Annotated in this window: 10 protein-coding genes; 7 read left to right on the top strand and 3 right to left on the bottom strand. The window is 75.5% G+C overall.

Annotated features, from left to right (window positions below; all coding sequences use genetic code 11):
- The first annotated feature begins 3 nt into the window (after positions 1-3).
- Both GPA10_RS09095 and GPA10_RS09090 read left to right on the top strand, forming a co-directional pair.
- On the top strand, positions 4-11,877 hold the full coding sequence (locus tag GPA10_RS09095) for a type I polyketide synthase (protein WP_157165043.1): 11,874 nt from the start codon (positions 4-6) through the stop codon (positions 11,875-11,877).
- Between the two features lie 79 nt (positions 11,878-11,956).
- Positions 11,957-12,715: a thioesterase II family protein gene (locus GPA10_RS09090; protein ID WP_157165042.1), complete on the top strand. Its 759-nt coding sequence runs from the start codon at positions 11,957-11,959 to the stop codon at positions 12,713-12,715.
- Between the two features lie 183 nt (positions 12,716-12,898).
- Here the strand turns inward: GPA10_RS09090 and GPA10_RS09085 are convergent, their stop codons facing one another.
- Together GPA10_RS09085 and GPA10_RS43995 are read right to left on the bottom strand one after the other, a co-directional pair.
- On the bottom strand, positions 12,899-13,375 hold the full coding sequence (locus GPA10_RS09085) for a helix-turn-helix transcriptional regulator (RefSeq protein ID WP_425505704.1): 477 nt from the start codon (positions 13,373-13,375) through the stop codon (positions 12,899-12,901).
- Positions 13,357-13,602 carry a hypothetical protein gene (locus GPA10_RS43995; protein ID WP_425505703.1) on the bottom strand — a complete coding sequence of 82 codons (246 nt, stop codon included), beginning with the start codon at positions 13,600-13,602 and terminating at the stop codon, positions 13,357-13,359. The genes GPA10_RS09085 and GPA10_RS43995 overlap by 19 nt, the downstream gene beginning before the upstream one ends.
- A 255-nt stretch (positions 13,603-13,857) precedes the next feature.
- On the opposite strand from GPA10_RS43995, the gene GPA10_RS09080 reads away from it, so the two are divergent.
- A complete protein-coding gene (locus tag GPA10_RS09080) occupies positions 13,858-14,574 on the top strand; it encodes a TetR/AcrR family transcriptional regulator (protein ID WP_157165041.1) in 717 nt (238 codons plus the stop codon).
- Between the two features lie 15 nt (positions 14,575-14,589).
- Here GPA10_RS09080 and GPA10_RS09075 read toward each other — a convergent pair whose 3' ends face one another.
- A complete protein-coding gene (locus tag GPA10_RS09075) occupies positions 14,590-15,042 on the bottom strand; it encodes an anti-sigma factor antagonist (protein WP_343040567.1) in 453 nt (150 codons plus the stop codon).
- A gap of 144 nt (positions 15,043-15,186) precedes the next feature.
- Here GPA10_RS09075 and GPA10_RS09070 point away from each other — a divergent pair, with 144 nt between their 5' ends.
- From GPA10_RS09070 to GPA10_RS43615, 4 genes are read left to right on the top strand one after another with little or no spacing between them, the layout of a single operon-like run.
- Positions 15,187-17,370, top strand: a complete 2,184-nt coding sequence (locus tag GPA10_RS09070; RefSeq protein WP_157165040.1) for a VMAP-C domain-containing protein — start codon at positions 15,187-15,189, stop codon at positions 17,368-17,370.
- A 58-nt stretch (positions 17,371-17,428) separates the two neighbouring features.
- Positions 17,429-18,436 (top strand): AAA family ATPase, encoded by a 1,008-nt coding sequence (locus GPA10_RS09065; RefSeq protein WP_157165039.1) that lies wholly within the window; start codon positions 17,429-17,431, stop codon positions 18,434-18,436.
- Between the two features lie 13 nt (positions 18,437-18,449).
- Positions 18,450-22,091 carry an SAV_2336 N-terminal domain-related protein gene (locus GPA10_RS09060; protein ID WP_157165038.1) on the top strand — a complete coding sequence of 1,214 codons (3,642 nt, stop codon included), beginning with the start codon at positions 18,450-18,452 and terminating at the stop codon, positions 22,089-22,091.
- Positions 22,088-25,849: a tetratricopeptide repeat protein gene (locus GPA10_RS43615; protein ID WP_157165037.1), complete on the top strand. Its 3,762-nt coding sequence runs from the start codon at positions 22,088-22,090 to the stop codon at positions 25,847-25,849. Before GPA10_RS09060 ends, GPA10_RS43615 begins: the two co-directional genes overlap by 4 nt.
- The last annotated feature ends 1,061 nt before the right edge of the window (positions 25,850-26,910 follow it).

The raw sequence follows: 26,910 nt of genomic DNA, 5'->3' as shown, positions 1-26,910 counted from the left end.
AGCATGGACAACGAGGACAAGCTCCGGTACTTCCTCAAGCGGGTCACCGCAGACCTGCGCGACACCCGCAGGCGGCTGCAAGAGGTCGAGGAGGGCGAGCAGGAGCCCGTCGCGATCATCGGCATGAGCTGCCGCTACCCCGGCGACGTGCGCTCGCCCGAGGACCTGTGGGAGCTGGTCGCGGACGGCCGCGACGGCGTGACGGCGTACCCCGCCGACCGGGGCTGGGGCGATGTCGCCCTGGCCGACCCCGAAGACCCCGACCGCGCGTTCCTGACCGAGGGCGGATTCCTGCACGACGCCGCCGAGTTCGACCCCGGCGTGTTCGGGATATCCCCGCGCGAGGCCCTCGCGATGGACCCGCAGCAGCGGCTGCTCCTCGAGACCTCCTGGGAGGCCTTCGAGCGGGCCGGGATCGACGCGTCCTCGCTGCGCGGCAGCAGGACGGGCGTGTTCACCGGCGTGATGTACCACGACTACGCGTCACGGCTGCGGTCGGTGCCCGAGGAAGTGGCGGGCTTCCTCGGCACCGGCAACTTCGGCAGCGTCGCGTCCGGCCGCGTGTCGTACACGTTCGCCCTGGAGGGGCCCGCCGTCACGGTGGACACCGCCTGCTCCTCCTCCCTGGTCACCCTGCACCTGGCGGCCCAGGCACTGCGGTCGGGCGAGTGCACGCTCGCCCTCGCGGGCGGAGTCACCGTGATGGCGACCCCGGACACCTTCATCGGCTTCAGCCAGCAGCGCGGCCTCGCCACGGACGGCCGGTGCAAGTCGTTCTCCGACGACGCCGACGGCACCGGTTGGGGCGAGGGCGCCGGCATGCTGCTCCTGGAGCGGCTCTCCGACGCCCGCCGCAACGGCCACACCGTCCTGGGGCTCGTCCGCGGCTCCGCCGTCAACCAGGACGGCGCCTCCAACGGCCTGACCGCACCCAACGGCCCCTCCCAGCAGCGCGTCATCCGCCAGGCCCTCGACAGCGCCGGACTGACCGCCGCCCAGGTCGACGCGGTCGAGGCGCACGGCACCGGCACCACCCTCGGCGACCCCATCGAGGCCCAGGCCCTCCTCGCCACCTACGGCAAGGACCGGCCCGCCGACCGGCCGCTGTGGCTCGGCTCGATCAAGTCCAACATCGGTCACACCCAGGCCGCCGCCGGTGTCGCCGGTGTCATCAAGTCGGTCATGGCCATGCGGCACGGCGTGCTGCCGCCGACCCTGCACGTCGGCGAGCGCTCCCGGCACGTCGACTGGTCGGCGGGCGCCGTGGAACTCCTCACCGAGGGCCGCCCGTGGCCGACGACGGGGCAGCCGCGCAGGACGGCCGTGTCGTCGTTCGGCATCAGCGGCACCAACGCCCACGTCGTCCTCGAACAGGCCCCGGCCGCCGACCCCGACGACGATCCCGCCGCGCCCGCCCCCGTCGACCCCGTGTCGGCCGATGCCGTGCCGTGGGTCCTCTCCGGCAACGACCCCGCAGCCCTGCGCGCACGCGCCGCCACCCTCCTGTCCCACCTGGACGGCAGGGACACCCCACCGGTGGACGTCGGCTACTCGCTCGCCGTCAGCAGGACCGCGCTCGAACACCGGGCCGCCGTCGTCGGGGCGGACCGCGCGGAACTCCTGACCGGCCTCCGGGCCCTCGCCGACGGCGGTGACGCGCCGAACCTGGTGCGCTCCACCGTGGGCTCGCGCGGCAAGCTCGCGTTCCTCTTCAGCGGCCAGGGCAGCCAGCGGGTGGGCATGGGCCGCGAGCTGTACGCGGAGTTCCCCCTGTTCGCCCAGGCCCTCGACGAGGTCTGCGCCGCTCTCGACCCGCACCTGGACCGGCCGCTGCGGGACGTGCTGTTCGCCGAGCCCTTCACCGACGACGCCGCCCTCCTCGACCGCACCACCTACACCCAGCCCGCGCTGTTCGCGATCGAGGTGGCGCTGTTCCGCCTCGTCACGGCGTGGGGCCTCACCCCGCAGTTCCTCGCGGGCCACTCCATCGGCGAACTCGCCGCCGCCCACGTGTCCGGCGTGTTCTCCCTCGCCGACGCGTGCACGCTCGTCGCCGCCCGCGGCCGGCTCATGGGCGCGCTGCCCGAGGGCGGCACCATGCTGTCGCTGCGCGCCGACGAGGCGACCGTCCGGAACCTGGTCGCCGAGCACGGCGGCACCGTCGACGTCGCGGCCGTCAACGGGCCCGAGTCCACGGTCGTCGCGGGCGACGCGGACGCCGTCGCCGGAATCGACGCCGCCTGGCGGGAGCGCGGCGGGAAGACCCGGTATCTGCGGGTCAGCCACGCCTTCCACTCGCCGCACGTCGACGCCGTCCTCGACGACTTCCGGACCGTCGCGAGGACGATCACCTACAACACCCCGGCGATCCCGATCGTCTCCACCCTGACCGGGGCCCTCCTGACGCCCGCGCAGGCACGCGACCCGGAGCACTGGGTGCGCCACGTCCGGCAGGCCGTGCGGTTCCTCGACGGCGTACGGAGCCTCGGCGAACAGGGCGTCACGAACTTCCTGGAGCTCGGCCCCGACGCGGTCCTGACGGCGGCGGGCCGCGACTGCGCCGACGAGGGCGCGCTCCTCGTCGCCGGGACGCGCGCGGGCAGGCCCGAGGGCACCACGCTCACCTCGGCGGTCGCGGCCCTGCACGTACGGGGCGTCGCCCTCGACTGGGAGGCGGTGTTCGCGGGCCGCGGCGCCCGCCGCACCGACCTGCCCACCTACCCCTTCCAGCGCACCAGGTACTGGCTGGACGTCGGCGCCCACCTCGGCGACGTGACCTCGGTGGGCCTGCGGTCCGCCGACCACCCGCTGCTCGGCGCCGCCGTCACCCTCGCCGACGAGGAAGGGGCGCTGCTCACCGGCAGGCTCTCCCTCACCACCCACCCGTGGCTCGCCGACCACACCGTCGGCGGCGTGGTCCTCGTCCCCGGCGCCGCCCTGGTGGAACTGGCGATCAGGGCGGGCGACCAGGTCGGGCTCGACCACGTCGAGGAGCTCACCCTCGCGGCGCCCCTCGTCCTGCCGGAGGACGGCGCCGTCAGGCTCCAGGTGTCCGCCGGGGCACCGGACGCCTCGGGGCGGCGGACGCTCACCGTGTACTCGCGGATCGACGACGCGTCCGACACCGCGCCCGACGCCGCAGCCGACGACCTGCCGTGGACCCGGCACGCCTCCGGCACGCTCGCGGCGGCCCCGGCGGGTGCGGCCGTTCCCGCCGCCGCCGACGGAGGGGCCTGGCCGCCCGCGGACGCCGAGCGCGTCGACATCGAGGGCCGCTACGACGACCTCGCCGCAGGCGGCCTCGGCTACGGGCCCGCGTTCCGCGGCCTGCGCACGACGTGGCGGCGCGGCGACGAGGTGTTCGTGGAGGTCGAACTGCCCGACCAGGACAGCGCGGGCGCCTTCGGACTGCACCCCGCGCTCCTCGACTCCGCGCTGCACGCCATCGGCCTCGGCGGCTTCGTCGCCGACACGGAGCGACTGCACCTGCCGTACTCCTGGCGCGGGGTGCGCCTGCACAGCAGCGGCGCGTCGGTGCTGCGCGGACGGCTGTCCCCGGCGGGGGCCCCGGGCGCCGCGGGCGTCGCGATCGCCCTCACCGACGACACGGGCGCGCCCGTGGCCTCGGTAGAGGAACTGTCGCTGCGGCCCCTCACGGCGGACGGCCTCGGCGGTGACCGCCTCGACTCGCTGTTCCGGGTGGACTGGGCCCACGTGCCGCCCGCCGCCGCGGACCCGGGCGACTGGGTGGTCCTCGGAGACGGACTCGGCCAGGCGGAGAGCTTCGAGCAGGTCACCACCTACCCGGACCTGGCGGCGCTCGGCGCGGACCGGGCACCGCAAGACCGGGCACCGCAAGACCGGGCATCGGACGGCCGGGCACCGGAGGGTCGGGCGTCGGAGGACCGGGCGTCGGACGGCCGGGCACCGGAGGGCCGGGCACCGGACCTCGTGATCGCTCCCGTGCCCGCCGCCGACACCCCCGCGCAGGCGGCGCACTGGGCCCTCGCGCTGCTCCAGGACTGGCTCGCCGACAGCCGCTTCGCCGCCTCCCGGCTGATGTTCGTCACCAGCGGCGCGGTGGCCGCCACCGCCGACGACGGCGTCCCCGACCTGGCCAACGCGCCGGTGTGGGGCCTGGTGCGCGCCGCGCAGGCCGAGCACCCGGACCGGTTCCTGCTCGCCGACGTCGACCTGCTCGCGGCCTCCGTGCGGGAGCTGCCCGCCGCCGCCGCGACGGGCGAACCCCAACTCGCCCTGCGCTCCGGCGACCTGCTCGCGCCGCGACTGGTACGGGCACGCCCCGAGGAGCCGAGGGACACGGACTTCGGCACGGGCGCGGTCCTCGTCACCGGCGCGAGCGGCACGCTCGGCGGGCTCGTCGCCCGGCACCTGGTGCTGCGGCACGGCGTACGCCGACTGGTCCTCGCGAGCCGCAGCAACCGACTCGGCGCGCTGAAGGAGGAGTTGACCGGCCTGGGCGCCGAGGTCGCCGACGTCGCCTGCGACGTCGCCGACCGGGAGGCCGTGGCGGCCCTGCTCGCCGAGCACCCCGTGACGGCCGTCGTGCACGCGGCGGGCGTCCTCGACGACGGCGTGCTGGAGTCGCTGACACCGGAGCGTGTCGACACGGTGTTCCGGCCGAAGGCCGACGCGGCCCGGCACCTGCACGAGCTGACCCGCGACCTGGACCTGTCCGCGTTCGTCCTGTTCTCCTCCGCCGCCGGTACGTTCGGCAACCCCGGCCAGGCCAACTACGCCGCCGCCAACGCCTTCCTGGACGCGTTGGCCGAGCACCGCCGGGCGTCCGGTCTGCCCGGCACGTCGCTCGCCTGGGGCCTGTGGGACGGCGAGGACGGCATGGGCGCCCGCATGGCCGGGACCGGTGCCGCGGGCCTCTCCGCCGAGGAGGGGCTGCGCCTCTTCGACGCCGCCGTCGCCCTGCCGTCGGCCGTGGCCGTGCCCATGCGCCTCGACCTGGCGCCGCTGCGGGCGCGCCCCGACACGGTCCCGCCGCTGCTGCGCGCCCTGGTGCGCCCCGGCCGCCCCGGCGCCGCGAAGGCGACGCGCCCCGACGGCGGCCTGGCCGCCCGGATCGCGGCGCTGCCGTCGGACGAGCGACTCCCCGCGCTGCTCGACCTCGTCCGCACCTGCGTCGCCGCCGTACTCGGCCACGCCTCCCCGGCGGCCGTGGAGCCCGAGCGGGCCTTCGACGAACTCGGCTTCGACTCGCTCACCGCGGTCGAACTGCGCAACGGCCTCGACACGGCCACCGGCCTTCGCCTGCCCGCCACCCTCGTCTTCGACTACCCGACACCCCTGGCGCTCGCGGGACATCTGCGCGCCACCCTGCTCGGCGCCGACGAGACGCCGGCGGCGGCCGTCCGCACGGCCGCCGTCGACGACGAGCCGATCGCGATCGTCGGCATGAGCTGCCGCTACCCCGGCGGCGTGCGCTCGCCCGAGGACCTGTGGCGCCTCGTCGCCGAGGGCCGGGACGCGGTGTCCGACTTCCCGGACGACCGGGGCTGGAACGTGGACGCGCTCTACGACCCGGACCCCGCCCGCACCGGCACCAGCAGCGTCCGCAGGGGCGGATTCCTCTACGACGCCGCCGAGTTCGACCCGGCGTTCTTCGGCATGTCGCCGCGCGAGGCCCTGGCCGTCGACCCGCAGCAGCGGCTGCTCCTCGAAACGTCGTGGGAGGCCCTCGAACGGGCCGGGATCGACCCGGACTCGGTACGGGGCAGCGCGACCGGTGTGTTCGCGGGCGTGATGTACAACGACTACGCCTCCCGGCTCCGGCGCGCCCCGGACGGATTCGAGGGACAGCTCGGCTTCGGCAGCTCGGGCAGTGTCGCCTCCGGCCGCGTGTCGTACGTGTTCGGGCTCGAAGGACCCGCGGTGACCGTGGACACGGCGTGCTCGTCGTCGCTCGTGGCCGTGCACCTGGCGGCGCAGGCGCTGCGCTCCGGCGAGTGCTCGCTGGCGCTCGCGGGCGGCGTGACGGTGATGTCGAGTCCCGGCGCCTTCGTGGAGTTCAGCCGTCAGCGGGGCCTCGCCCCGGACGGCCGCTGCAAGGCGTTCTCCGCCGACGCGGACGGGACCGGCTGGGGCGAGGGCGTCGGCATGCTCGTCCTCGAACGGCTGTCGGAGGCGCGCCGCAACGGCCACCGGGTCCTCGCCCTCGTACGGGGCTCCGCCGTCAACCAGGACGGCGCGTCCAACGGCCTCACCGCGCCGAACGGCCCCTCCCAGCAGCGCGTGATCCGCCAGGCCCTCGCGAGCGGCGGCCTCGAACCGGCCGACGTGGACGCGGTCGAGGCGCACGGCACGGGCACCACCCTCGGCGACCCCATCGAGGCGCAGGCGCTCCTCGCCACGTACGGGCAGGACCGCACCGGAGAGCCCCTGTGGCTCGGGTCGCTGAAGTCGAACGTCGGCCACACGCAGGCCGCGGCCGGTGTCGGCGGCATCATCAAGATGGTCATGGCACTGCGGCACGGTGTGCTGCCGAAGACCCTGCACGTCGGCGAGCGCTCCCCGCACGTCGACTGGTCCGCGGGCGCCGTCGACGTCCTGACGGAGACCCGGCCGTGGACGGCGCCGGGCCGGCCCCGGCGGGCGGGCGTGTCGTCGTTCGGCGTGAGCGGCACGAACGCGCACACGGTCATCGAGGAAGCCCCAGAAGCAGCGGAGGCCGAGGCCCCGGCAGCAGCGGAGGCCGAGGCCCCGGCAGCAGCGGAGACCGTGGGGTCCTTGGAGGCAGCGGAGGCCGCGGGGTCCCTGGAGGTCGCGGCGGCCCCGGTCACCGAACGGGCCGCTCCCGCCGTGCCGTCCGCCCCCGACGGGCCCGTGCCGTGGGTGCTCTCGGGCAGGAGTGCCCAGGCGCTCCGGGACCAGGCGTCCCGGTTGCGTGCGCACGTCGCGGGTGCGCCGGAGGCCGGGACCGTGGACGTCGGCCACGCGCTGGCGACGACGCGCGCGGCCTTCGGGCACCGGGCCGTCGTCATCGGCGACGACCGCGAGGCGCTCCTGGCCGGGCTCGCCGCCCTGGCCGAGGGGCGGCCGTACCCGGGCCTGGTCACGGACTCCGTGGCCGTGGGCGGTGCGGCCTTCCTGTTCTCGGGCCAGGGCTCGCAGCGGCTCGGCATGGGCCGTGAACTGGCGGCACGCTTCCCGGTGTTCGCCGAGGCGCTCGACGCCGTACTGGACGCGTTCGAGCCGCGGGTGCGGGAGGTGCTGTTCGGCGAGGACGCCGACGCCCTGAACGAGACCGGTGTCACCCAGCCCGCCCTGTTCGCCGTCGAGGTGGCCCTCTTCCGCCTGCTCCAGTCGTGGGGTGTGCGGCCGGACGCCCTCGCGGGCCACTCGATCGGCGAGCTGGCCGCGGCGCACGTCGCCGGTGTGTGGTCCCTCGCCGACGCCGTCGAGGTGGTGTCGGCGCGGGCCGGTCTGATGCAGGCGCTGCCCGAGGGCGGCGCGATGATCGCGATCCGGGCGACCGAGGACGAGGTGGCGGCCGAGCTGCCCGAGACCGTCGGCATCGCGGCGGTCAACGGTCCGGACTCGGTGGTGATCTCGGGTGCCGCAGCCGACGCGGAGGCGGTCGCGGAGCGGTGGCGCGAGGCGGGCCGGAAGGTGTCCCGACTCAAGGTCAGCCATGCGTTCCACTCGCCGCTGATGGAGCCGATGCTGGACGGCTTCCGGCAGGTCCTCGAAGGGGTCTCGTACGCGGCTCCGTCGATCCCGATCGTGTCGACGCTGACCGGCGCGCGGGCCACCGCCGAGGAGCTGTCCTCGCCGGAGTACTGGGTGCGGCACGTGCGCGAGCCGGTGCGGTTCGCCGACGCCGTGCGCACCCTGGTGGCCGACGGGGTCGTCACGTTCGTGGAGGTCGGCCCGGGTGGGACGCTGTCCGCGCTCGGGCAGGAGTCCGCGCCGGACGCGGGCTTCGTCCCCGTACTGCGCAACGACCGCCCGGAACGGACGGCCCTGACCTCCGCCCTGGCGGGACTGCACGTGCGGGGCGTCCGGGTGGACTGGAGGGGCCTGCTCCCCGGCGGTCGCCCGGTCGAGCTCCCCACGTACGCGTTCCAGCGCAAGCGCTACTGGCTGGACGCCCCCCGTGACCTGAGCCTCGACGAGGCCGCGGGCGGCCTCGGCCTCGCGGGCGCGGACCACCCGCTGCTCGGCGCCGCCGTGGACCTCGCCGACGGGCAGGGCCTCGTGTGCACCGGCAGGCTCGGCGTCGACACCCACCCGTGGCTCGCCGACCACGCCGTCGGACCGGTCACCCTCCTGCCCGGCACGGCCTTCGCCGAACTCGCGCTCGCCGCGGGCGGCAGGCTCGGCCTGGACGAGGTGGACGAACTGACCCTCGGCGCGCCGCTGGTGCTGCCCGAACGCGGCGGGGTGCGACTGCGCGTCACCGTCGGCGGCGACGACGGCTCCGGCCGCCGGGCCCTGAGCGTCGACTCCTGCCCGGACGAGCAGGGCACGGGCACCGACTGGACCCGGCACGCCTCGGGCTTCCTCACCACCGCGGCCCCCGGCCGCCCGGACACGGGCACCGACTGGCCGCCGGCCGGCGCCGAGCCCGTCGACGTCGACGGCCTCTACGACAGCCTGGAAGGGGCCGGGTTCGGCTACGGGCCCGCCTTCCAGGGGCTGCGCGCGGCGTGGCGCGGCGATGACGCCGTGTACGCCGAGATCGCCCTCGACGAGGAGCAGCACCGGGACGCCACATCGTTCGGGCTGCACCCGGCGCTGCTCGACGCGGCGCTGCACGCCTGCATGCTCGGCGGCCTCGTCGAGGACGCCGGTCGCCCCCGGCTGCCGTTCTCCTGGAGCGGCGTCCGGTGGCACGCGACCGGCGCGACCGCGGCACGGGTCCGGATCGCTCCGGCAGGACCCGAAGCCGTCTCCCTCGAACTGACCGACGCCCAGGGGCACCCCCTGGCGACGGTCGCATCCCTCGTCCTGCGGCCGATCGCCGCGGAACAGTGGGGTGCGCGCCACCGCGACGCCATGTACCGGCTGGAGTGGGTGGCCGCACCGACCCGTGCGGCCACCCCCGCTCCCGCCCGCGGGTGCGCGGTCGTCGGCCCCGACGATCTGAAGATCGGCGCGGGCATCGCCGCGACCGGTGTCGCCGTCGAGGAGCACGAGGACCTCGCGGCGCTCGCCGCAGCCCGAGCCGAAGGCGGAGCCGCAGCCGGGACCGGCACCGGGACCCGAACCGGGACCGGCACCGGGACCCGAACCGGGACCGGCACCGGGACCGGGACCGGCACCGGCACCGGAAACGGCACCGGCACCGGCACCGGCACCGGCACCGGAAACGGCACCGGCACCGGCACCGGCACCGGCACCGGCACCGGAAACGGCACCAGCACCGGGACCGGCAAGGGCAACGGAACCGGAACCCGAACCGGCAACGGCACCGGAAACGGGACCGGCACGGGCACCGGCACCGGCATTCCCGACCTCGTCCTCGTCCCGGTCGTCGCCGACGGCTGCGACCCGGTCGCCGCCGCCAGGACCGCCGCCCTGCGCGCCCTGCGCCTCGCCCAGGAATGGCTGGCCGACGACCGGTTCCTCGACTCGCGCCTCGTCCTCGTGACCCGCGGGGCCGTCGCGACGGGACCCGACGAGGACGTGCCCGACCTCGCGGCGGCCGCGGTGTGGGGCCTGATCCGGTCCGCGCAGTCCGAGAACCCCGACCGGTTCACGCTCCTCGACGTGGACGCGCACGACGCGTCCCTCGCGGCGCTGCCCGGCGTCCTCGCCACCGCCGAGCCGCAGCTGGCCGTGCGCGCGGGCGACGCCCTGGTGCCGCGCCTCGCCCGGCCCCGGCCGTCCGAACCGGCCGCCCCCGCCCGCGGGGACACCCCGAGCGAGTCGACGGCCCCGGCCGGGTTCGTGCCCGGCGGCACCGTCCTCGTGACCGGCGCCACCGGCACGCTCGGCGCCCTCGTCGCCCGGCACCTGGTGACCGGGCACGGCGTCCGGCACCTCGTCCTCGCCAGCCGCAGGGGCGCCGCCGCGCCCGGCGCCGAGGACCTCCGCGCGGCCCTCACCGGCCTCGGCGCCGAGGTCACCCTCGCCGCCTGCGACGTCACCGACCCCGACGCCCTCGCGGAACTCCTCGCCGCGGTGCCCCTGGACCACCCGCTGACGGGCGTGGTGCACTCGGCGGGCGTCCTGGACGACGGCACCATCGGCTCGCTGACGCCGGAGCGCGTCGACACCGTGTTCCGGCCGAAGGTCGACGCGGCCTGGCACCTGCACGAGCTGACCCGCGACCTGGACCTGTCCGCGTTCGTGCTGTTCTCGTCGGTGTCGGGCATCCTCGGCGGCCCGGGACAGGGCAACTACGCGGCGGCCAACGCCTTCCTCGACGCGCTGGCCCAGCACCGCAGGGCGTCCGGTCTGCCCGCCGCGTCGCTCGCCTGGGGCCTGTGGGAGACGGCCGGCGAGATGACCGACGGCCTCGCGGACACCGACGTGGCGCGGATGTCCCGCTCCGGCGTCCACGGCCTGACCGAGGAAGAGGGCCTCGACCTGTTCGACCTCGGGTACGCGGCGGGCGACGCGGTCGTGGTGCCGATGCGCCTCGACGTCGGCGCCCTGCGCGGCAGGCCCGAGGAGGTGCCCGCGCTGCTGCGCGGCCTGGTGCGCCCCCGCACCACGGTGGCCGCCGCGGCGGGCGAGGAACCGGTGGCGCGGCGCCTGGCCGGGCTGACCGAGGAGGAGCAGGAGCGCGAACTGCTGCTGCTCGTACGGGACCAGACGGCGCTCGTCCTCGGCTGGGCGCCGGACGAACTCGACGTCACCGGTGTCCTGACCCAGCTCGGCCTCGACTCCCTGACCGCCCTCGAACTGCGCAACCGGCTCGCCGGCGCCACCGGGCTCCGGCTGCCCGCCACCGTCGTGTTCGACCAGCCGACGGGGCCGGCGCTCGCCGCGTACCTGCGGCGCGAACTCGCCGTGGAGACCGGCGCGGGGGCCGGGGGCGTGACCGCCGAGCCCGCCGCGCTCGCGGTCGAGGACACCTTCGCCGGTATGTTCCGGCAGTCCTGCGACCTCGGCCTGTACGAGGAGGGCTGGCAGATGGTGATGGCGGCCTCCCGGGTGCGACCGGTGTTCGAGACACCGGACGAGATGCCCGCGCTGCCGCCGGTCACCCTGGCGACGGGCCCCGGTGTCCCGCTGCTGTGCTTCGCCCCGTCGATGGCGCCATCGGGGCCGCACTACTTCGCCCGGTTCGCCCCGGTGTTCGCCGGTGAACGCGACGTGACCGTGCTGCCCCACCCCGGTTTCGCACCGGGGGAGGCGCTGCCCGCGTCCCGGGAGGCGGTCGTCCGCTACCAGGCCGAGGCCGTCCTGCGGCAGGCGGGCGAGGGGCCGTTCGTGCTCCTCGGCTACTCGTCGGGCGGATGGATGGTGAACGCCGTCACCGCGTTCCTGGAGAAGGAGGGCAGGGCACCGGCGGCCGCCGTGCTCCTCGACACCTACACGGCGACGAACTCCTTCGAGACACGTCTGGAGGCGGCGCTGCGGGAACGCCTGTCGAACAGCAAGGCGTTCGAGCTGATGACGGGGGCGCAGCTCACCGGGCAGGGCGGCTACGCGCGCGCGTTCGGCGACTGGGAGCCCGACCCCGTCCGGACACCGACGCTGTACGTGCACGCCACGTTCCCGCCGGGAGAGTCACAGGCCCTTGAGACCGAGGACGACTGGCAGCCCACGTGGCCGTTCCCGCACGAGTCGGCCGACGTCCCCGGCAACCACTTCACGATCATGGAGGACCACTCCGCGTCGACGGCGCTCGCCGTGCGCTCCTGGCTGGACGCGTCCGGCCACGTGCGGTGAAGTCCGCGGGCCTTCGAGTACGACCTAGTACGACTGAGCAAGACCGAGTACGACAACCACAGCAGAACGGACGATCGACATGACTGCTACCGACGGCAGCGACCTCTGGCTCCGCCGGTTCCACCCCGCACCGGACGCCCCGGCCCGTCTGGTGTGCTTCCCGCACGCGGGCGGATCGGCGACCTTCTACCACCCCGTCTCGGCGGCGCTCAAGAGCGACAGCGACGTGACGGCTCTGCAGTACCCCGGCCGCCAGGACCGGCGGATGGAGCCGAACGTGGACGACATCGGTGAGCTCGCCGACCGGATCGCCCCCGTGGTGGCGCCGCTGTTCGACCGGCCCGTCGTGTTCTTCGGGCACAGCATGGGCGCGGTCGTCGCGTTCGAGGTCGCGCGCAGGCTCCAGGAGCAGGGCCGCACGCCCGTCAGGCTCTTCGCCTCCGGCAGGCGCGCACCCTCCACGTCGCGCGAGGAGAACGTCCACCAGCGGGACGACGACGGCATCGTGGCCGAGATGAAGGCCATGAGCGGCACCGACGCCCAGGTGCTCGGCGACGAGGAGCTGCTGCGGATGGTGCTGCCCGCCATCCGCAGCGACTACCGGGCCATCGAGACGTACGGCCCGGTGGACACCACCGTCGACTGCCCGATCACCGCCCTCGTGGGCGACGACGACCCGAAGACGACGGTGCCGGAGGCGCAGGCGTGGCGCGCCCACACCACCGCCGCCTTCGACATCCAGGTGTTCCAGGGCGGCCACTTCTACCTCAGCCCGCGCGCGGCCGAGGTGATAGCGACCGTGCGCGAGACGCTGCGCGGCGCCGTGGCCGTCGGCTAGGCACCCGCCCCGTAAGGGGCGCGGGGAACTGCGTGCTCAGCCGAGGAATGGCCGCAGACGCGTCTGCCGGGTGGTGAGCAGACGAGTCTGCGGCTTTTCCGTGGCCGGCCGCGAAGCTTCCCGCGCCCCTTACGGGGCCCGCCCCGGGCGCGAAGCCCGGGAAGCTCACCCGCGTGCGGAGCCTCAGATGTAGCCCGCCCGCAACGCGTACGCCACCGCGTGCGCCCGGTTGCGGAGCTGGAGGCGCGACGACAGGTTGTGCAGGGCGTTCTTGACGGTCCGTTCGGAGTAGGCGAGCTTCACCGCGATCTCCGCGGTGTCGAGGCCGTCCGCCACCAGGCGCAGGATGTCGACCTCGCGCGGCGCCATCCCCACGGCGGCGATCCCGGCCGGATCCGGCGTGTCGCCCCGCAGCCGCCCCATCCGGGTGAGGAGCGTGCCGAGCAGGTCGCCCGGGAGGTCGCCGTCACCGCGGTGCGCCGCGAGGACGGCCCGGAGCAGCCGCGCCGGTGTGGCCTCGCGGCGCCACACGATCGAGGTGACACCGCAGCCCGCGACGTCCAGGAGGTCGGCCTCCCGCATCCGGTCCACGACCAGGACCACCCGTACGCCGTCGGTGTGGACGAGTCCGCGCAGGTGCGTCAGGATCGCGTCGTCCACGGTGCCCGCGAGGAGCAGGGCGACCTGGCCGCGGTCCTTCCGGGCGTGGTCCGCGCGAGGACGATCTCCGGGTACTGCCGCAACTGACTCAGCACTCCGGCCCGGGAGATCGGGTCCGACGCGTGAATGCTCACCGACACACGCTGAGTGGGGGGGACGTTCTCGGCGGTCTGCTGCACGGTCCTGCGCACCTCCTGCTTCACGACGCTGTTCACCAGGCTGAACATGCGCGCTCACGTACCGCTCACGTCATTCTCGCGTTCCGCTGACGCCCCGCCCGCGGCGTACGGGTGCGAGGGCCGTCGACGTGGCGCGCCCCGCGCCCACGGAAACCGGCGGGACCGGTGGGACCGGGTTCCGCGGAGCGCTCAACGCCCCTTGCTCAAGGAGCACTTGAGGACCGGTCGAGCTTCCGGCCCCCGGCCTGCCCGTTACCGCGGAGGTAATCGACACCCGGTCCGGGATCTGGAAAAGTCCGGATCATGACTTCTACCGAGGAACAGCTCGAGCGGGAAGCCGTGCTCGGGCGGCTCAAGCCGGCCGCGATGGCGCGGCTCACGGAACGGCACCGCGCCAACCTGGACCCGGCGGCCGTGGCAGCGGAAGCGGGCGTCGACACCCAGGAGGCGGGCAAGCACTTCCCCGACGAGGACGCGTTGCTGTCCGCCCTCGTCCTCGGCTCCTACCGGGCCCTCGCCGACCGCACGGAGGCCGCCGCCGAGGCGGCCCTCGCGGCGGGCGCCGATCCGCTGCGGCGCTGGGTGGCCGTGTGGCAGGGCATCCGGGAGTGGGCCGTGGCCCACCCGGAGGAGTACGTGCTCCTCTGGGGCCGCCCGGTGCCCGGCTACAGCGCCCCGCCGGAGACCATGGAGGCGGTCGCCCGCATCGTCCTCGCGATGGTGGCCGTCCTGCGCGACGCCGAGAAGGCGGGCGAACTCACCGGCGACCGGCCCGGCGAGGCGCCGCTGACCGACGGGATGAGCCAGAACGTCGACGCGCTCGCCGCCGGCCTCCTCGAAGGGCTGCCCCGCTCCGTGATGGCCCGCATGTTCGTGGTGTGGACGCAACTGCACGGCATGGTGGGCTTCGAGGTCAACAGCCACATCATGGACATCGCTCCGGACCCCACCGCGGTCTTCGAGTACGGGGCCGCCGCCATGGGCGAGTACATCGGCCTGCGCCGCCCTGCCGACGGGTGACGCGAACACCCCGCGTCACCACACGGTGCGGGCCCCCGCCCGGTTCCTGCGGCAGGCCGCCCGCCCCGCCGCCCACGCGAATCTCCTCCGCACGGGCCGCTCCGCCGGCGCGGCGTCGGCCAGGGCGGCCTCCAGGGAGGGGTACGGGCGGAAGACGTCGAACAGCCGGATGAGGCGCAACAGCCGCAGCGTGCCCGGGTGCGGGCAGACCACCACGAGCTGCCCGCACCGCTCCACGACGCGCCGCCGTGCGCGGCACAGCAGCCGCAGGCCGGAGCAGTCGAAGAAGGTGCTGGGCGTCAGATCGATGACGACCAGGGCCTCGGGTGCCTCGGTCGCACGGTCGAGTCGGGGCTGGATCTCCTGAGCCGCGGCGATGTCGATCTCGCCGTGGAACTCCAGGACGGTGTGCCCTCGGGTGCGGTAGGCGCGCAGGTGGCGCGTGGAACGTGGGGTGCCGGACGTCACGGAGCTTCACCTCGGTGCGGCGCGGCCTGACCCGGAGTGGTGCAGGCGGAACAGATGGGGGTCGTGTCGCCGGGGTCCTGGGCGACGGCGGGCGTCGAGCCCGGGGAGTGGTTCCCATCATGCGCCGACTGCTGCCGTACGCAAGTGACTCGACCGTTCCAGGACTTCGCCGCAGCGCAGGTGGGGCGGCGGTGCGCCGCGCACGCTCCCGCTGCGCCCGGCCGACCGGTAGCCTCGGGGGACGACCCCGACAGCGGGCGGACGGCCGGGTGGACGTCGCTGCGACGTCCGGGCGCGCTCCGTGACGAAGAGGCGGGGGAGAAGCGGGGGAGTCACGAACTGGCGATGTCCGTCGACGCCGAGAGCGATCTGAGCAGGCTGACCCGCGCCGCCCTCGTCGAGCTGCGGCCCGAGGGCGGCGACGGCATGTGGGGAACCGGCTTCTTCGTCGCCCCCGGCTGGATTCTGACCTGCGCGCACGTGCTCGCCCCGCATCTCGGCAAGGACCCCGGAACGCCCTTTCTCGTACGGGGCGACGGCCTCGCCGGGGGCGAGCCGCGCGCGGCCCGCCTGGAGGCATGGCTCCTCGACGACGATCCGCGTGCCCCCGTACCGCCCGAGAGGGACCTGGCCCTCGTACGGCTGATCGACGAGGTGTCGCACCCTTCGGTGTGGCTCAGCGACCGGCCCGCCCGGCTGCCGGGACAGGTCGTGGTCGAGGGCCACGTCCGTTCCCCGGAGGGCGAGGTGCGGCCGTGGCGGGAAGGGATGACGCGCGTCGGCGGCGTCGGGGAGTACGGGATGCGGGTCGACGGCTTCCTCCCGTTCGGGGCCTGCGGCGGCCCCGCCGTCGACCCGGCCACCGGAGAAGTGGTGGCGCTGGCCCGCTCCAGGCACGCGGCAACGCGTACGTCGCTCCTGGTCAGCACCACGGCCCTGCACCACTTCGGCGCCCTGGGACGCCGGGTGCTCGCCGCCCACGACGCCTGGCACGCACACCGGGCCGCGCACGACGCCGACACCTGGACGGCCCTGCAGCGGAAGCTGCCCGGCGGCCTCGTGGTCTCCGGCGACCAGTGGAGCCCCGGCGACCGTGGCACGGCCCTGGCGCTCCTGGCCGCCCTGGGGCCGCCCCCCTCGCCCCGCGCCGTCACCGAGACGCTCCGGGCCGTCCTGAGCGAGGACCCCCGCGCCGACGCCCGGACGCCGCCGCGCAGTTGGCGCGACGGTCACGGGATGCTCTACGGACAGGACACGACGCCCGCGGTCGTGTACCTCCGCTACCTCCACCTGGTGGCGCAGTACGCGCGGCAGACGGAACCGGAAGGCGGGGCCGCCGACAGGCTGCTCGCCTGGGTGCGGGAGCGGACGGGGGAAGTCGCCCACTTCCTGCGGCCCTTGGTCGCGGGGGCGTCCCTGCCGGACACCCTGCGGCCCGCGGGCACGGCCGGGGCGAGACCGTTCCCCGCCCGCGGCGACGGCCGCCCCGTCGTCACCGTCGAACTCGATCCGGTGCACTGGGCCCGGCCGCCCCGCTTCTACTGGCGCATCGGGATCGACCACGGAGACGGGAACCGGGTGGCGCTCGCCGAGGAGAACGGTGGCGCCGGGGTGCCCGTGGCCGACGTCGTTCGCCACCTCGCGGCGCCCCTGGCTGAGGCCTTCCGCCGGGTGGACCTCCCGGAGCAGCCCGCCCCGCTCGAAGTGGCCGTACCGCCCGAGCACTTCGACATGGAAGTCCATCTGTGGCGCACCGGCGACCTGGAGCGGCCCGGGACACAGCGCGAACTCGGTGCGCACCGCAGCGTCGTGCTGCGCGCCCTGAGCCGACGCTCGGAGCGCACCGAGCACCTCCGCGAGCAGCGCTGGGACGCGTTGCAGCGGGCCGACAGACTGACCGCGCAGCGCGACAGGCCCGCCGGCACTGCCGGGGGCGTCGACCGGCGGGCGGCCACGGAGCGGGCGGAGGGGTGGGAGGACGCGGGGCCCGGCGTGGTCCCCGTCGTCTGCCGCCCGGTCGGGCGGGGGGAGGGACAGCGGACGCTGCGGGAGGCGCTCGACGCCGGTCACGCCGTGGCCGTGTGGGGCACGGGCGAGCACACGCCTCCCGCCACCCGTGCCGAAGCCGCAAACGTCTTCGCGCGAGGTGTCGCCGAGTTGCTCGGGGAGATCCGGACCATCCGTGAACTCCCGGACGAAGTACGCCGGTTGCGGCACCATGGCGGCGAGGGGGGCGAGGCCGAGCACTGGGCCAGACACACGGCACTCCTCTGGGACGACCCCCACCGACCGCTGGCCCCGGAAGACACCGTCCTCGAAGCCCCCTAGCGGACCACGACACCCACCGGAAGCGACAGCCCCGACCCGAGCGAGGAACTCATCCACCATGGACGACTGGCTGATCTACCGGGGAACCGGTGAACCCGACCCCGAGCGGATGTCGTTGCTCCCCGAGGCCCCGGCCTGGCGCAGGTTCGACGGCACCGTCGTCCCGTACGAGGTGCCACCGGTCGACTCCACCACCCGGCGCAGGCTCGGCAACGGGGCCGGAGCGCCGAAGGTGCACAGCGAGGCCGCGGTCGAGCTGGTCAACGCCGCCCTGTATCTGCGGCGGCCGCTGCTCGTCACCGGCGAACCGGGCTCGGGCAAGTCGACCCTCGCGCACGCGGTCGCCCACGAACTCGGCCTCGGCCGGGTCCTCCAGTGGCCCGTCGTCAGCCGGACGACCCTGCGGGACGGGCTCTACCAGTACGACGCCATCGGCCGCCTCCAGGACTCCCAGCTCGGCCCGGGGGACGGTGGCGCGCAGCCGGACGGCATCGGGCGCTACATCCGCCTCGGCCCGCTCGGCACGGCGCTGCTCCCCACGGAACGGCCGCGCGTCCTGCTCGTCGACGAGCTGGACAAGAGCGACATCGACCTGCCCAACGACCTCCTGCACGTGCTGGAGGAGGGGGAGTTCACCATCCCCGAGCTGGAGCGCATCGCCGACCGGCAGCCCGAGACCACCGTCCTCACGGACGACGGGGCGCGGATCGCGGTGCACGGCGGCAAGGTGCGCTGCCGGGCCTTCCCGTTCATCGTGATCACCAGCAACGGCGAACGGGACTTCCCCGCCGCGCTGCTCCGCCGCTGTCTCTCCCTGGAGCTCTCCGCGCCGGGTCCCGCACAGCTCGCGGCCCTGGTCGAAGCGCACTTCGGGCCCGGTGGGGAGGACCGCAACCACGCACTGATCGAGCGCTTCGTGCAGAGCGCCGCAGCGGGGGAGCTGCGACCCGCGGACCAACTCCTCAACGCCATCTTCCTGGTGCAGCTCGCATCGGGCGGCGACGCCGTCCAGCGCGGGGAACTCATCGACATGCTCATGCGGCCGATCGCGCCGCGGTACAGGTGACCGGAGGACACACATGGGCGAGCAGGGATCCCGGTCCACCACCGGGACCCGCCGCGCAGGGGAGCGGCGGCAGGGGGACCCGGCAGCGGCGGGGCCGCTCGCCGCCCTCATCGCGCGCCTGCGCGAGGACGGCGGCGACGTCCGGGCGGAGGACCTGGCCGACGTCCTGTGGCTGGCCGCGAAGGTCCCGGGGATCACCGGCACACCGGCCACACTGCCGGTCACGGACCCGCCCGTCACCGCCGAGCCCGCGGACACCGGGAACGGTTCCTCCGGGCAGCCACAGGACACCGACCGCGCGTCGGAAGCGGCGCCGGGACCGCCCACCGCCCCGCTCGCCTCCCTCTCGGTGCCCCGCGCCGCCACCACCGGCCGCGCGCCAGGACCCGACCCGGGGGACGGCTGCGGGACGACCGTGCACATCCCCGCCCCCAGCACACTCCCCGACCCCTACGCCCTGCTCAGGGCGCTGCGCCCGCTGCGCCGCCGCACCCCTGTGCCCGGCGCGGTCGCGCAGTTCGACGAGTTCGCGACCGCCGAGCGCGCCGCCGAGTCGCGTCTGCTGCTGCCCGTGCTGCGGCCCGCGGACACCTCGACGCACCGGATCGCCCTGCTCATGGACGTCTCGTCGTCCAATGCCGTGTGGCGGGACACCTTCGAGGACCTGCGGCAGGCCGCCGCGCAGGCAGGCGTGTTCCGCGACGTCGCGCACCACTACGTCCACGAGACCCCGTACGGGGAGCCGAGGCTCGCCCGCACCTTCGCGCCCGGGTCGCCGTCCCTGTCCGGAGACCGTCTCCTGGCCCCCGGCGGCCACCGTCTGGTCCTGGTCCTCAGCGACTGCGTGGGGCCGCTGTGGCGCGACGGCCACATGCAGCGGCTTCTGCACCGCCTGGCGCGCAGCGGTCCTGTGGCCGTCATGCAGCCCCTGCCCCAGCGCATGTGGGCGCGGACCCATCTGCCGCCGGAGCCCGGCATCCTGACGCGCCGCCCGGGGCTCTCCGGGACGATCGGCTTCCACGCCCACTCCGCACCGGCCGCCGAGCGGGCCCGGCCGGGCCGTGTCCCCGTACCGATCCTCGCCCCGCGCGCCGAGGCCCTCGCCGCCTGGGCACGCCTGGTGGCGGACCTCACCGGCGGCGCGACGCCCGGAGTGGCCGGTTTCGTCGGGGCCGACCACCCCGCGGCCCCCGCCGCCCCGGCGGCCGAGTCCCCCGGCGCGCCGGTGGAGCGGGTGAGCCGGTTCCGCGCCACGGGCTCCCCGGACGCCGTCCGCCTGGCCACCCTCCTCGCCGCCGTGCCGCTCGCGTTCCCGGTGATGCAACTCGTGCAACGCGCCCTGCTGCCCGAATCGGGTCCCGACGTCATGGCCGAGGTCGTGCTGAGCGGCCTGTTGCGGCGCGTCGACAACTCCGCGTCCGGCGCCGGGGCGGCCGTCGGCCACACGTCCGACGGGGCCCTGGAGTTCGCGTTCCGGCCGGGCGTGCGCGAGGAGTTGCTGCTGCGGCTGAGCGTGGAGGACGCGCAGGACGTGCTCAGGCAGGCCTCCGCGTACGTGGAGCGCCGGTTCGGCCGCGGCGGCCGCAACTTCCCCGTCATCGCCTCGGCCGCCCTGTCGGACCGTGTCGCCCCCGAGCACATCCACGCCCGCACCGCGGGCGCGGCGGCGGCCGATCTCGACGGCGGGGCACCGGACGCGCCGCTGCTCCAGGACTTCGCCCGGGTCTCCGCGCAGGTGCTGCGGCGGTTCGGCGCCCCGGCGGCCCTCGCGGACCGGGCGCACGAGTCGGCCGCGGCAGCCGTCCCCGCGGACATGCTGGCTGCTCGCGCCCGGGATCGCCTCGACGACTTCCGCAGGCTCGGGTCCCTGCGCCATCTCGACCTGGCCGTAACGGACCTGGGCGCCGCCGTGGAGACGGAGCGCGAGCCCGCCGCGCGCGCCGGACACCACGCCGAGCTGGCCGAGGCCCTCCTGCTGCGGTGGTCGTTCCGCCCCCTCGGAGAACAGCTGCGCGAGGCGCTGTACGCGGCCCAGGAAGCGGTGCCGCTGGTTCCGTCCGCCCGTCTGACCCTGACGCGGGTCCTGGAGAGGATGGCCGACGAGGCCGTGGCCGACCGCCTCGACCGCGACCTCCTGCCCCGCTGGGCGCTCACCATGATGGACGCCCAGCGCGTCGACGGGCGCACGTCGTCGGCCGAGGGTTCCCGGATCGCGGCCGTCCTGCTCGCCGGAGCCGTCGACCACCTCGCCGGTCCCGCGGCCCGCGCCGACGCGGACGACACCCTGGTCCGCGACCTCGCCCTGGCCCGCGTCCGGGTGCTCCGCCGCCTCGCGGTGATCGGGGCGCCCTTCGCCCGCGAACGTCCCGGGCAGTGGTGCGCCGCCCGGCTCCTGGAAGCCCTGGACACCGCCGACCTGCTCGTCGCGGGCGGCCCGGTGGACGGCGCCCTGGTGGCGCGCGGCGCGGTCCTGTTCGACCTCGCCCGCCACCACAGCGACGCCGGTCTTCTGCCGCCCGGCAACGGCCGCCCCCACGACGCCGCGACCACCGCGGACCCCGCGGCCCGCCGGGCCCACGCGGTGCGTGCCGCCGCGGACCTGGGTGCCGCCGCGGACGAGCCGTCGTGGGGCGCGCTCCACCCGGCCGAACGCTGCCGGTGCGTCCTCGACCGCGCACACGCCCTGGTGCTCGCCCAGGCCGGGCCGCCGGACGACGCAGCACTGGAGGAGATCCACACCCTGCTCGACGAGGCCCGCCGCCTGGCCGAGACCCCGGTGGCCGACTCCCGTTCGGCCGACACACCACCGGACCCGGCTGCGGACGCCGTGCCCACCGCGCGCCTTGCGGCTGCCGGGCCGGCCGCGCCCGGCCGGATCCTCGGGGGCGTCGGGGACGCCCCCCTGCCCGGCCGGGCCCGCATCGTCGCGGAGTGCGCCCTGCGCCGGGCACTCGTCCTCACCGACTGCTGCCCGCCGGGGCCGGCCGGAGCCTTCGTACGGCGACAGGACGACGCGATCGAGGCGTGGGCGGACGCCCTGTCGCTCCTCGTCCGCGACGATCCGCGGCTGCCCGCCGCCCGCACGTCGCTGGGCGAGTTGCTGACCGCCCGCGCCACCCGCACCGGCTCCGTCGGCGACCGCGGCGCCGCCGTGCGCATGCTGCGCCGCGCCGTCGACGTGTCGGCGCCCCACGACCCCGAGTCGGCCGGGCGCCGGCTGCTCCTCGCGCGGAGCCTGCTGGCGTTCGCCGAAACCACCGACACGAGCGCGCCCCGCGAGGCCGACGACATCCTGGACGCCGTGCAACCCGACGCGACACCTCCCGCCGTGGACGCCGCCGTCTGGCAGCTGCGCGGCGACCTCGCCGCCCGCGCGGGCGATCCGAAGCGCGCCGCCCGCTGCTACGCCACCGCCGCGGACCGGGCGTGGCGGCACTCTCCCGCACCCCAGTGGTTCCAGGCGGCGGCAGCCCACGCGGACGCACTGGAGCACCTCGGCGACACCGTGCGGGCCCTGCACGTGTACGAGCAACTCGTCCGGGCCCTGCACGAGGGCGGGGCACCGGACCTGTGCACGGCCCGGGAAGCCGACCGCGTACGCGCCGCGGCGACCCGCCTCGGCGCCGCCCCCGCGGCGGACGGCGGCGGACCGTGACCGAGGGCGCCGCGTCGGGAGTGGCGGACGGGGAGCCGGACTGGGAAGCCGCCCTGCCGCCGGAACGGGGCAAATCGGCGAGCGCCCCCGAGGGTGTGCACCCCGACGCCTGGCACTGCGCGCTCCTGCTGCGCAGGCTCTTCGCGGCCCTCGACACGACCATGGAGGCCTACGGCAGGAGGAAGTCCCTGCACAAGTCGACCGTGTCCCGCTACCTCAGCGGAGCGCAGGCCGCGCCGGTCGAGTTCGTGGAGCACCTGCTCGCCGCCCACGCCGAGGCCGCGCACAGCGCGCCGGACCCCCGCCTGCGCGCCGAGGTGCTGCGCAGACAGGAGCTGGCCATGCGCGCCACCAATCGGCAGCGGTGGGAGACCGAGCACCTGAAGGGGAAGTGGCAGGCGGAGCACCACCGCAGGGAACAGGCCGAGCGGCAGGCCGTGACGGCCCGGCGGGAACGGGACGCGGCCCTGGAGCGGCTCGCCGCGCTCCGCTTCGAGCACGACACCCTGGAGGAGAAGGCGTCCCGACTGGCGCTGGAGAACGGCGACCTGCTGCGCAGAGCGGAGGCCCTGGAGCGCGACCGGGCGGCGGCCGAGCGGCGGGCCGAGGACGGCGAACAGCGCCGCCGGCACCTCGCCGAGCGCCTGGAGGCCGCCGAAGTGGCGCGGGAGCGGGCGGTCGCCGACCAGGAGGCGGCCGTGGCGGCGGTGCGCCGGGAAGCGGCGGTGCTGCTACGGCAGGCGCGCCGCGAGTCGGCCGTGAGCAGGTCCCGGTACGGGGCGGGCCCGCCGCCCGACGGAGTCCGGCGCTACCACGTGCTGTTCGCGGGCCCCGACGCGCCCTGGGGCGCGTGGCTCACCGGCAGGCTGCGCGCGTACGGCGCCGACGCGAGCGCCGAACTGCTCACCCCCGTACCGGGAGAGAGCGTCGCGGAGCTGCTCGCGGCCCGGCTGCGGACCGGGGACCCGGTCGTCGTCAGCGGCTGCCTGGGCGCGGCCGGCCGGTACACAGCCGCGGAGTGGGCCGAGGGCTTCCGGCTCACCGGGGAGCACCACCCGGGCCGGCTGACCGTCGTCACCCCGTACGGCTCCGGCGAGTCCGGCGGCCCGCGCGGCCCCGGTGACGTGCGGGCCGCCGCAGGCACTCCCCACGGCGTGACGGCCGTCGACCTGAGCGGTGCGGGCGTGGTGGCGGCGGACCGGCGTCTGCGCCTGGCCACCGGCACGACCACGGTCCCCGCAGCCCCCGGGCCCGTCGAAGCCCTGCCCACCGACCTTCCCGAGGTGTGGGGCGGGGTCGGGCACCGCGACGACCGGTTCACCGGGCGCGACGAACTGCTGTGGACGATCCACCAGGAACTGACGGACGACCCGCCGCCACCGCCCGGCGTCCCCACGACCGGAACAGCCGCGGCCGGTGCGGAAACCGGGAACGCGGGCCGGGCCGACGGCAGTCCGGGCACCCCGGCGACCCCTGACTCCTCGAACCTCCCGGAGACCTCGGGGGGCCCTGACGTACCACCCGCCGTCGTCCGCGTGCTCGTCGGGCTCCCCGGCGTCGGAAAGTCGGCGGCGGCCGTCGAGTACGTCCACCGCTTCAAGGGCCTCTACGACGTCGTCTGGTGGGTGGACGCGCGCTCCCAGGACTCCGTGCGCGCGGAACTCGCCCGGCTCGGCGAGGAGCTGGGCGGCGCCCGGACCGAACCGGGCGCGGAACTCGCCGCGTTGTACACCGCCGTCAGGTCTCCGCGCGCCCCGGCGGACCGCCGCCGGATTCTGCTGGTCCTCGACGGCGCGGAGGAACCGGCGGTCCTGGCGCCGCTGCTGCCGGGCCCCGCGGTGCGTGTCCTGATCACCTCGCAGAACCGTGCCTGGGAGCGGTACGCGGCCGAACTCATCGACGTGCCCTGCTTCGTCTGGGCGGAGAGCCTGACCTGTGTGACCCGCTTCGACCCCGGCCGCGGACTGCGCGGCGACCGGGAACTGGCCCGGCGCGTGGGCGACCACCCGGGAGCCCTCGTACAGGCGATGACCCGGCGGCACCCGGGCGACGAGGTGCGGCTGCCCTCGCTGACGGACGCGCTGGGCCGCCTGCACGCCCGGGTGCCGCAGGCCCGTCTGCTGCTGCGCCTGAGCGACCGCTTCGCCGAGGGCGAGGTGCCGTTGCGCTGGCTGCGGCCGTTGCCCACCCCGGACGACGGCACGTGGGACGCCGCCGCGCACGCGCTGGTGGAGGCGTCGCTGGCCCGCATCGAGGCGGACACCCTGCGGGTGCATCCGCTCGTACGCCGGGCGGCGCTGCGCGGGGCGCACGACGGGCACCGTGCCGAGGCCGCCGCGCTCGCCGTGCAGGCGCTGACGACCGCGGACCCCCGGCTGCCCGAGGCCCCCGCGCTGTGGCCCCGCTACGGGGAGCTGTTGCGGCACCTGCGCCCCTCGGGCGTCCTGGAGAGCGATGCCCCGGACGCCCGCCGTCTGGTGCGCAACTGCCTTGCCTTCTGCCGCTGGTCGGGCGCCCACCACCAGGGCCTCGAACTGACGTCGCGGGCCCGCGCCGGCACCACCGCCGCCCTCGACCCCGAACTCCTGGAAGTACGCGCCCGCCTGCTGCGCGAGACGGGCAGGCTGCCCGAGGCCGCCCGGCTCCTCGACCGCGGGACGGACGGCGCACCCGGCGCCGACGGCGGACTCGTCACCGGCGCGCGGGCCGCGACACTGCTCTGCCGCGGACGCTACGCGGAGGCGGACGAGCACGCCCGTACCGCGTACGAGGAGCGGTTGAGCACCTCGGGCCCGGACGCCCCGGTCACCCTCCGGGCCCGCGCCCTGCTCGCCGAGTGCGCGCGGGCGTGCGGGCGGTGGGAGGAGGCCCTGGAGATCGGCACGGAGGTCCTCGCCCGCTGCGACACCCTGACGCCCTGGTCCCCGCAGACGCTGTTCGCCCGCAGCCGCCACGCCCTGGACCTGCGGCTCCTGGGCCGCTACGGCGAGGCCGACGACGAACAGACCGCGGCCCTGCAGGGTCTGCGGGCGGTGCTCGGTCCCCGGCATCCGCAGACCCTGGCGGCGGAGTACGAGGTGGCCCTGTGCCGGTGGCACACCGGGCACGTGGACGAGGCGGCGGCCCGGCTCGACCGGGTCCGCCGCGCCGTGCTCCGCCTCCCCGAAGGCAACCCGCTCGCCCTCCACGTGCTCAGTGCCTGTTCGTGGGTGGCACCGCACGCGAGAGCCGGCGGCGGGGGCGACCCCGCGGACATCAGCGGCAGACGGGCCCTGGACGGCTACCGGGCCATGCTGCCCGAGGGGCACCCCTATCTCTTCGGGATCGAGGCCAACGCCGCGCTGGCCGCGGCGGGTACGGACCTCGAACGAGCCCGACCCGTGCTCGAAGCGAGCTGGCGGGGATTCTCCGCACGACTCGGCCAGGCGCATCCGTGGACGCTGGGCCTCGCCGTCGCCCTCTCCGCGAGCCGCCACGCGGACGGCGACACGGACGGCGCCGCGGAGCTGAGCGGCGCCGCGCGGGAGCGGGCCGACGCCGTGCTGCGCTCCCGGCATCCGCTGACGCTGCTGCTGACCGTCGCGCACGCCGCCGATCTCCGTGCCCTCGGCCGGACGGGCCGCGCCGACGCGTTCGACGGGCCCGCCCTGCGGGAACTGCGCCGGTCCTACGCGGATCACCCGGGGACAGTCGCGGTCACCGAAGGGCGGCGCCCCGTCTGGGAGTTCGAGCCCGTCCCTCTGCACGGCCTTCCCTGACCCGGCCCTCGCGGGCCGGGACGGAAGGACGACGGGCCGGGACTGCCGCACCACGGGCCGGGCGTCAGGACGACGGCCACACCACGTCGAGGACCTTGGCGACCAGGGCGCGCACGGCGCCCGACACCACGGCCACGGCCAGTGCCAGGCGTGTGGTGCGCTGTTTCGGCTGACGGTTCATCGGACCTCCCGAGCAGGACCCCGGCCGAGTGCCGGGTTGCTCTCCATGTCAGTGCGGAAGGCGCCGTTGCCGAAGACCCGACTTGTTGCGTCATGGCGTCGTCATGGCGGCCCGGCCCCGGAAGTCCGGTTGTTGCCGGGCGGAAACAGCACGCGACGGCGCGAAACGGCGCGGCCGGCCCTCGTGGCCGACATTGCCCGCGACGCGGTCACTACGTTCGGTGACTGATCGGAATCTGTCCGCACTTAGCGGCCCGCGCCCGGCTAAACCGGACATAGAGCGATGAAGGACGGCTGTCGGAACGCCGGAGCCGGGTGCGGATGGTGCAACACGCCCAGGCCGTTCGGCAATGTCGTACCGGGGCGGAAAAGAAACCCTCGAAAAAGCGCCATCAGGCATCGGTGTGCCATGCATCCTGCCTGTCTCGTTAACAGGACATCGGAGCCGGGAGATACGCGGTCGAGGATGAACGTGCTGGGTGCAGTGATGTTCTGGCCGAAGCCCGCGTCGGACGAGAAGAAGACGTGCGTGGTACCGCCATTGGATAAGCCTGTCGGGCGGCGACGAGTGAGTGCTACGGTCCCCGGGCTGTGGCGGAAATGGCCGACGGGCGGGGGAGTGGTGGCCGTGGAAGGCGATGCATGAAATCAGCCAGGCAAGCGGGAAAAGTGCGCCTCGATGTGCCCCAAGTGGCGCTTGATCAGCGGTTTCTTCACGATGTGCGGTGCCTGACCAGCGGCTCGTCGGCGCTGCCTGTGTTGTCCGTGCTGTCCGTGCTGTTCGGGAGTGGCCCGGGTTCACCCGATCCTTGCTCCGCCTCCGGACATCTCCGTCAGCGGGTGCGGAATCCGGTGAAGAGAACGCAGTAAGAAGATTCGTG

The sequence above is a fragment of the Streptomyces typhae genome, from assembly GCF_009755605.1.
GTDB classification, from domain to species: Bacteria; Actinomycetota; Actinomycetes; order Streptomycetales; family Streptomycetaceae; genus Streptomyces; species Streptomyces typhae.
Note: the sequence above shows the minus strand (reverse complement) of the source record. Positions and strands in the feature narration are given on the sequence as shown.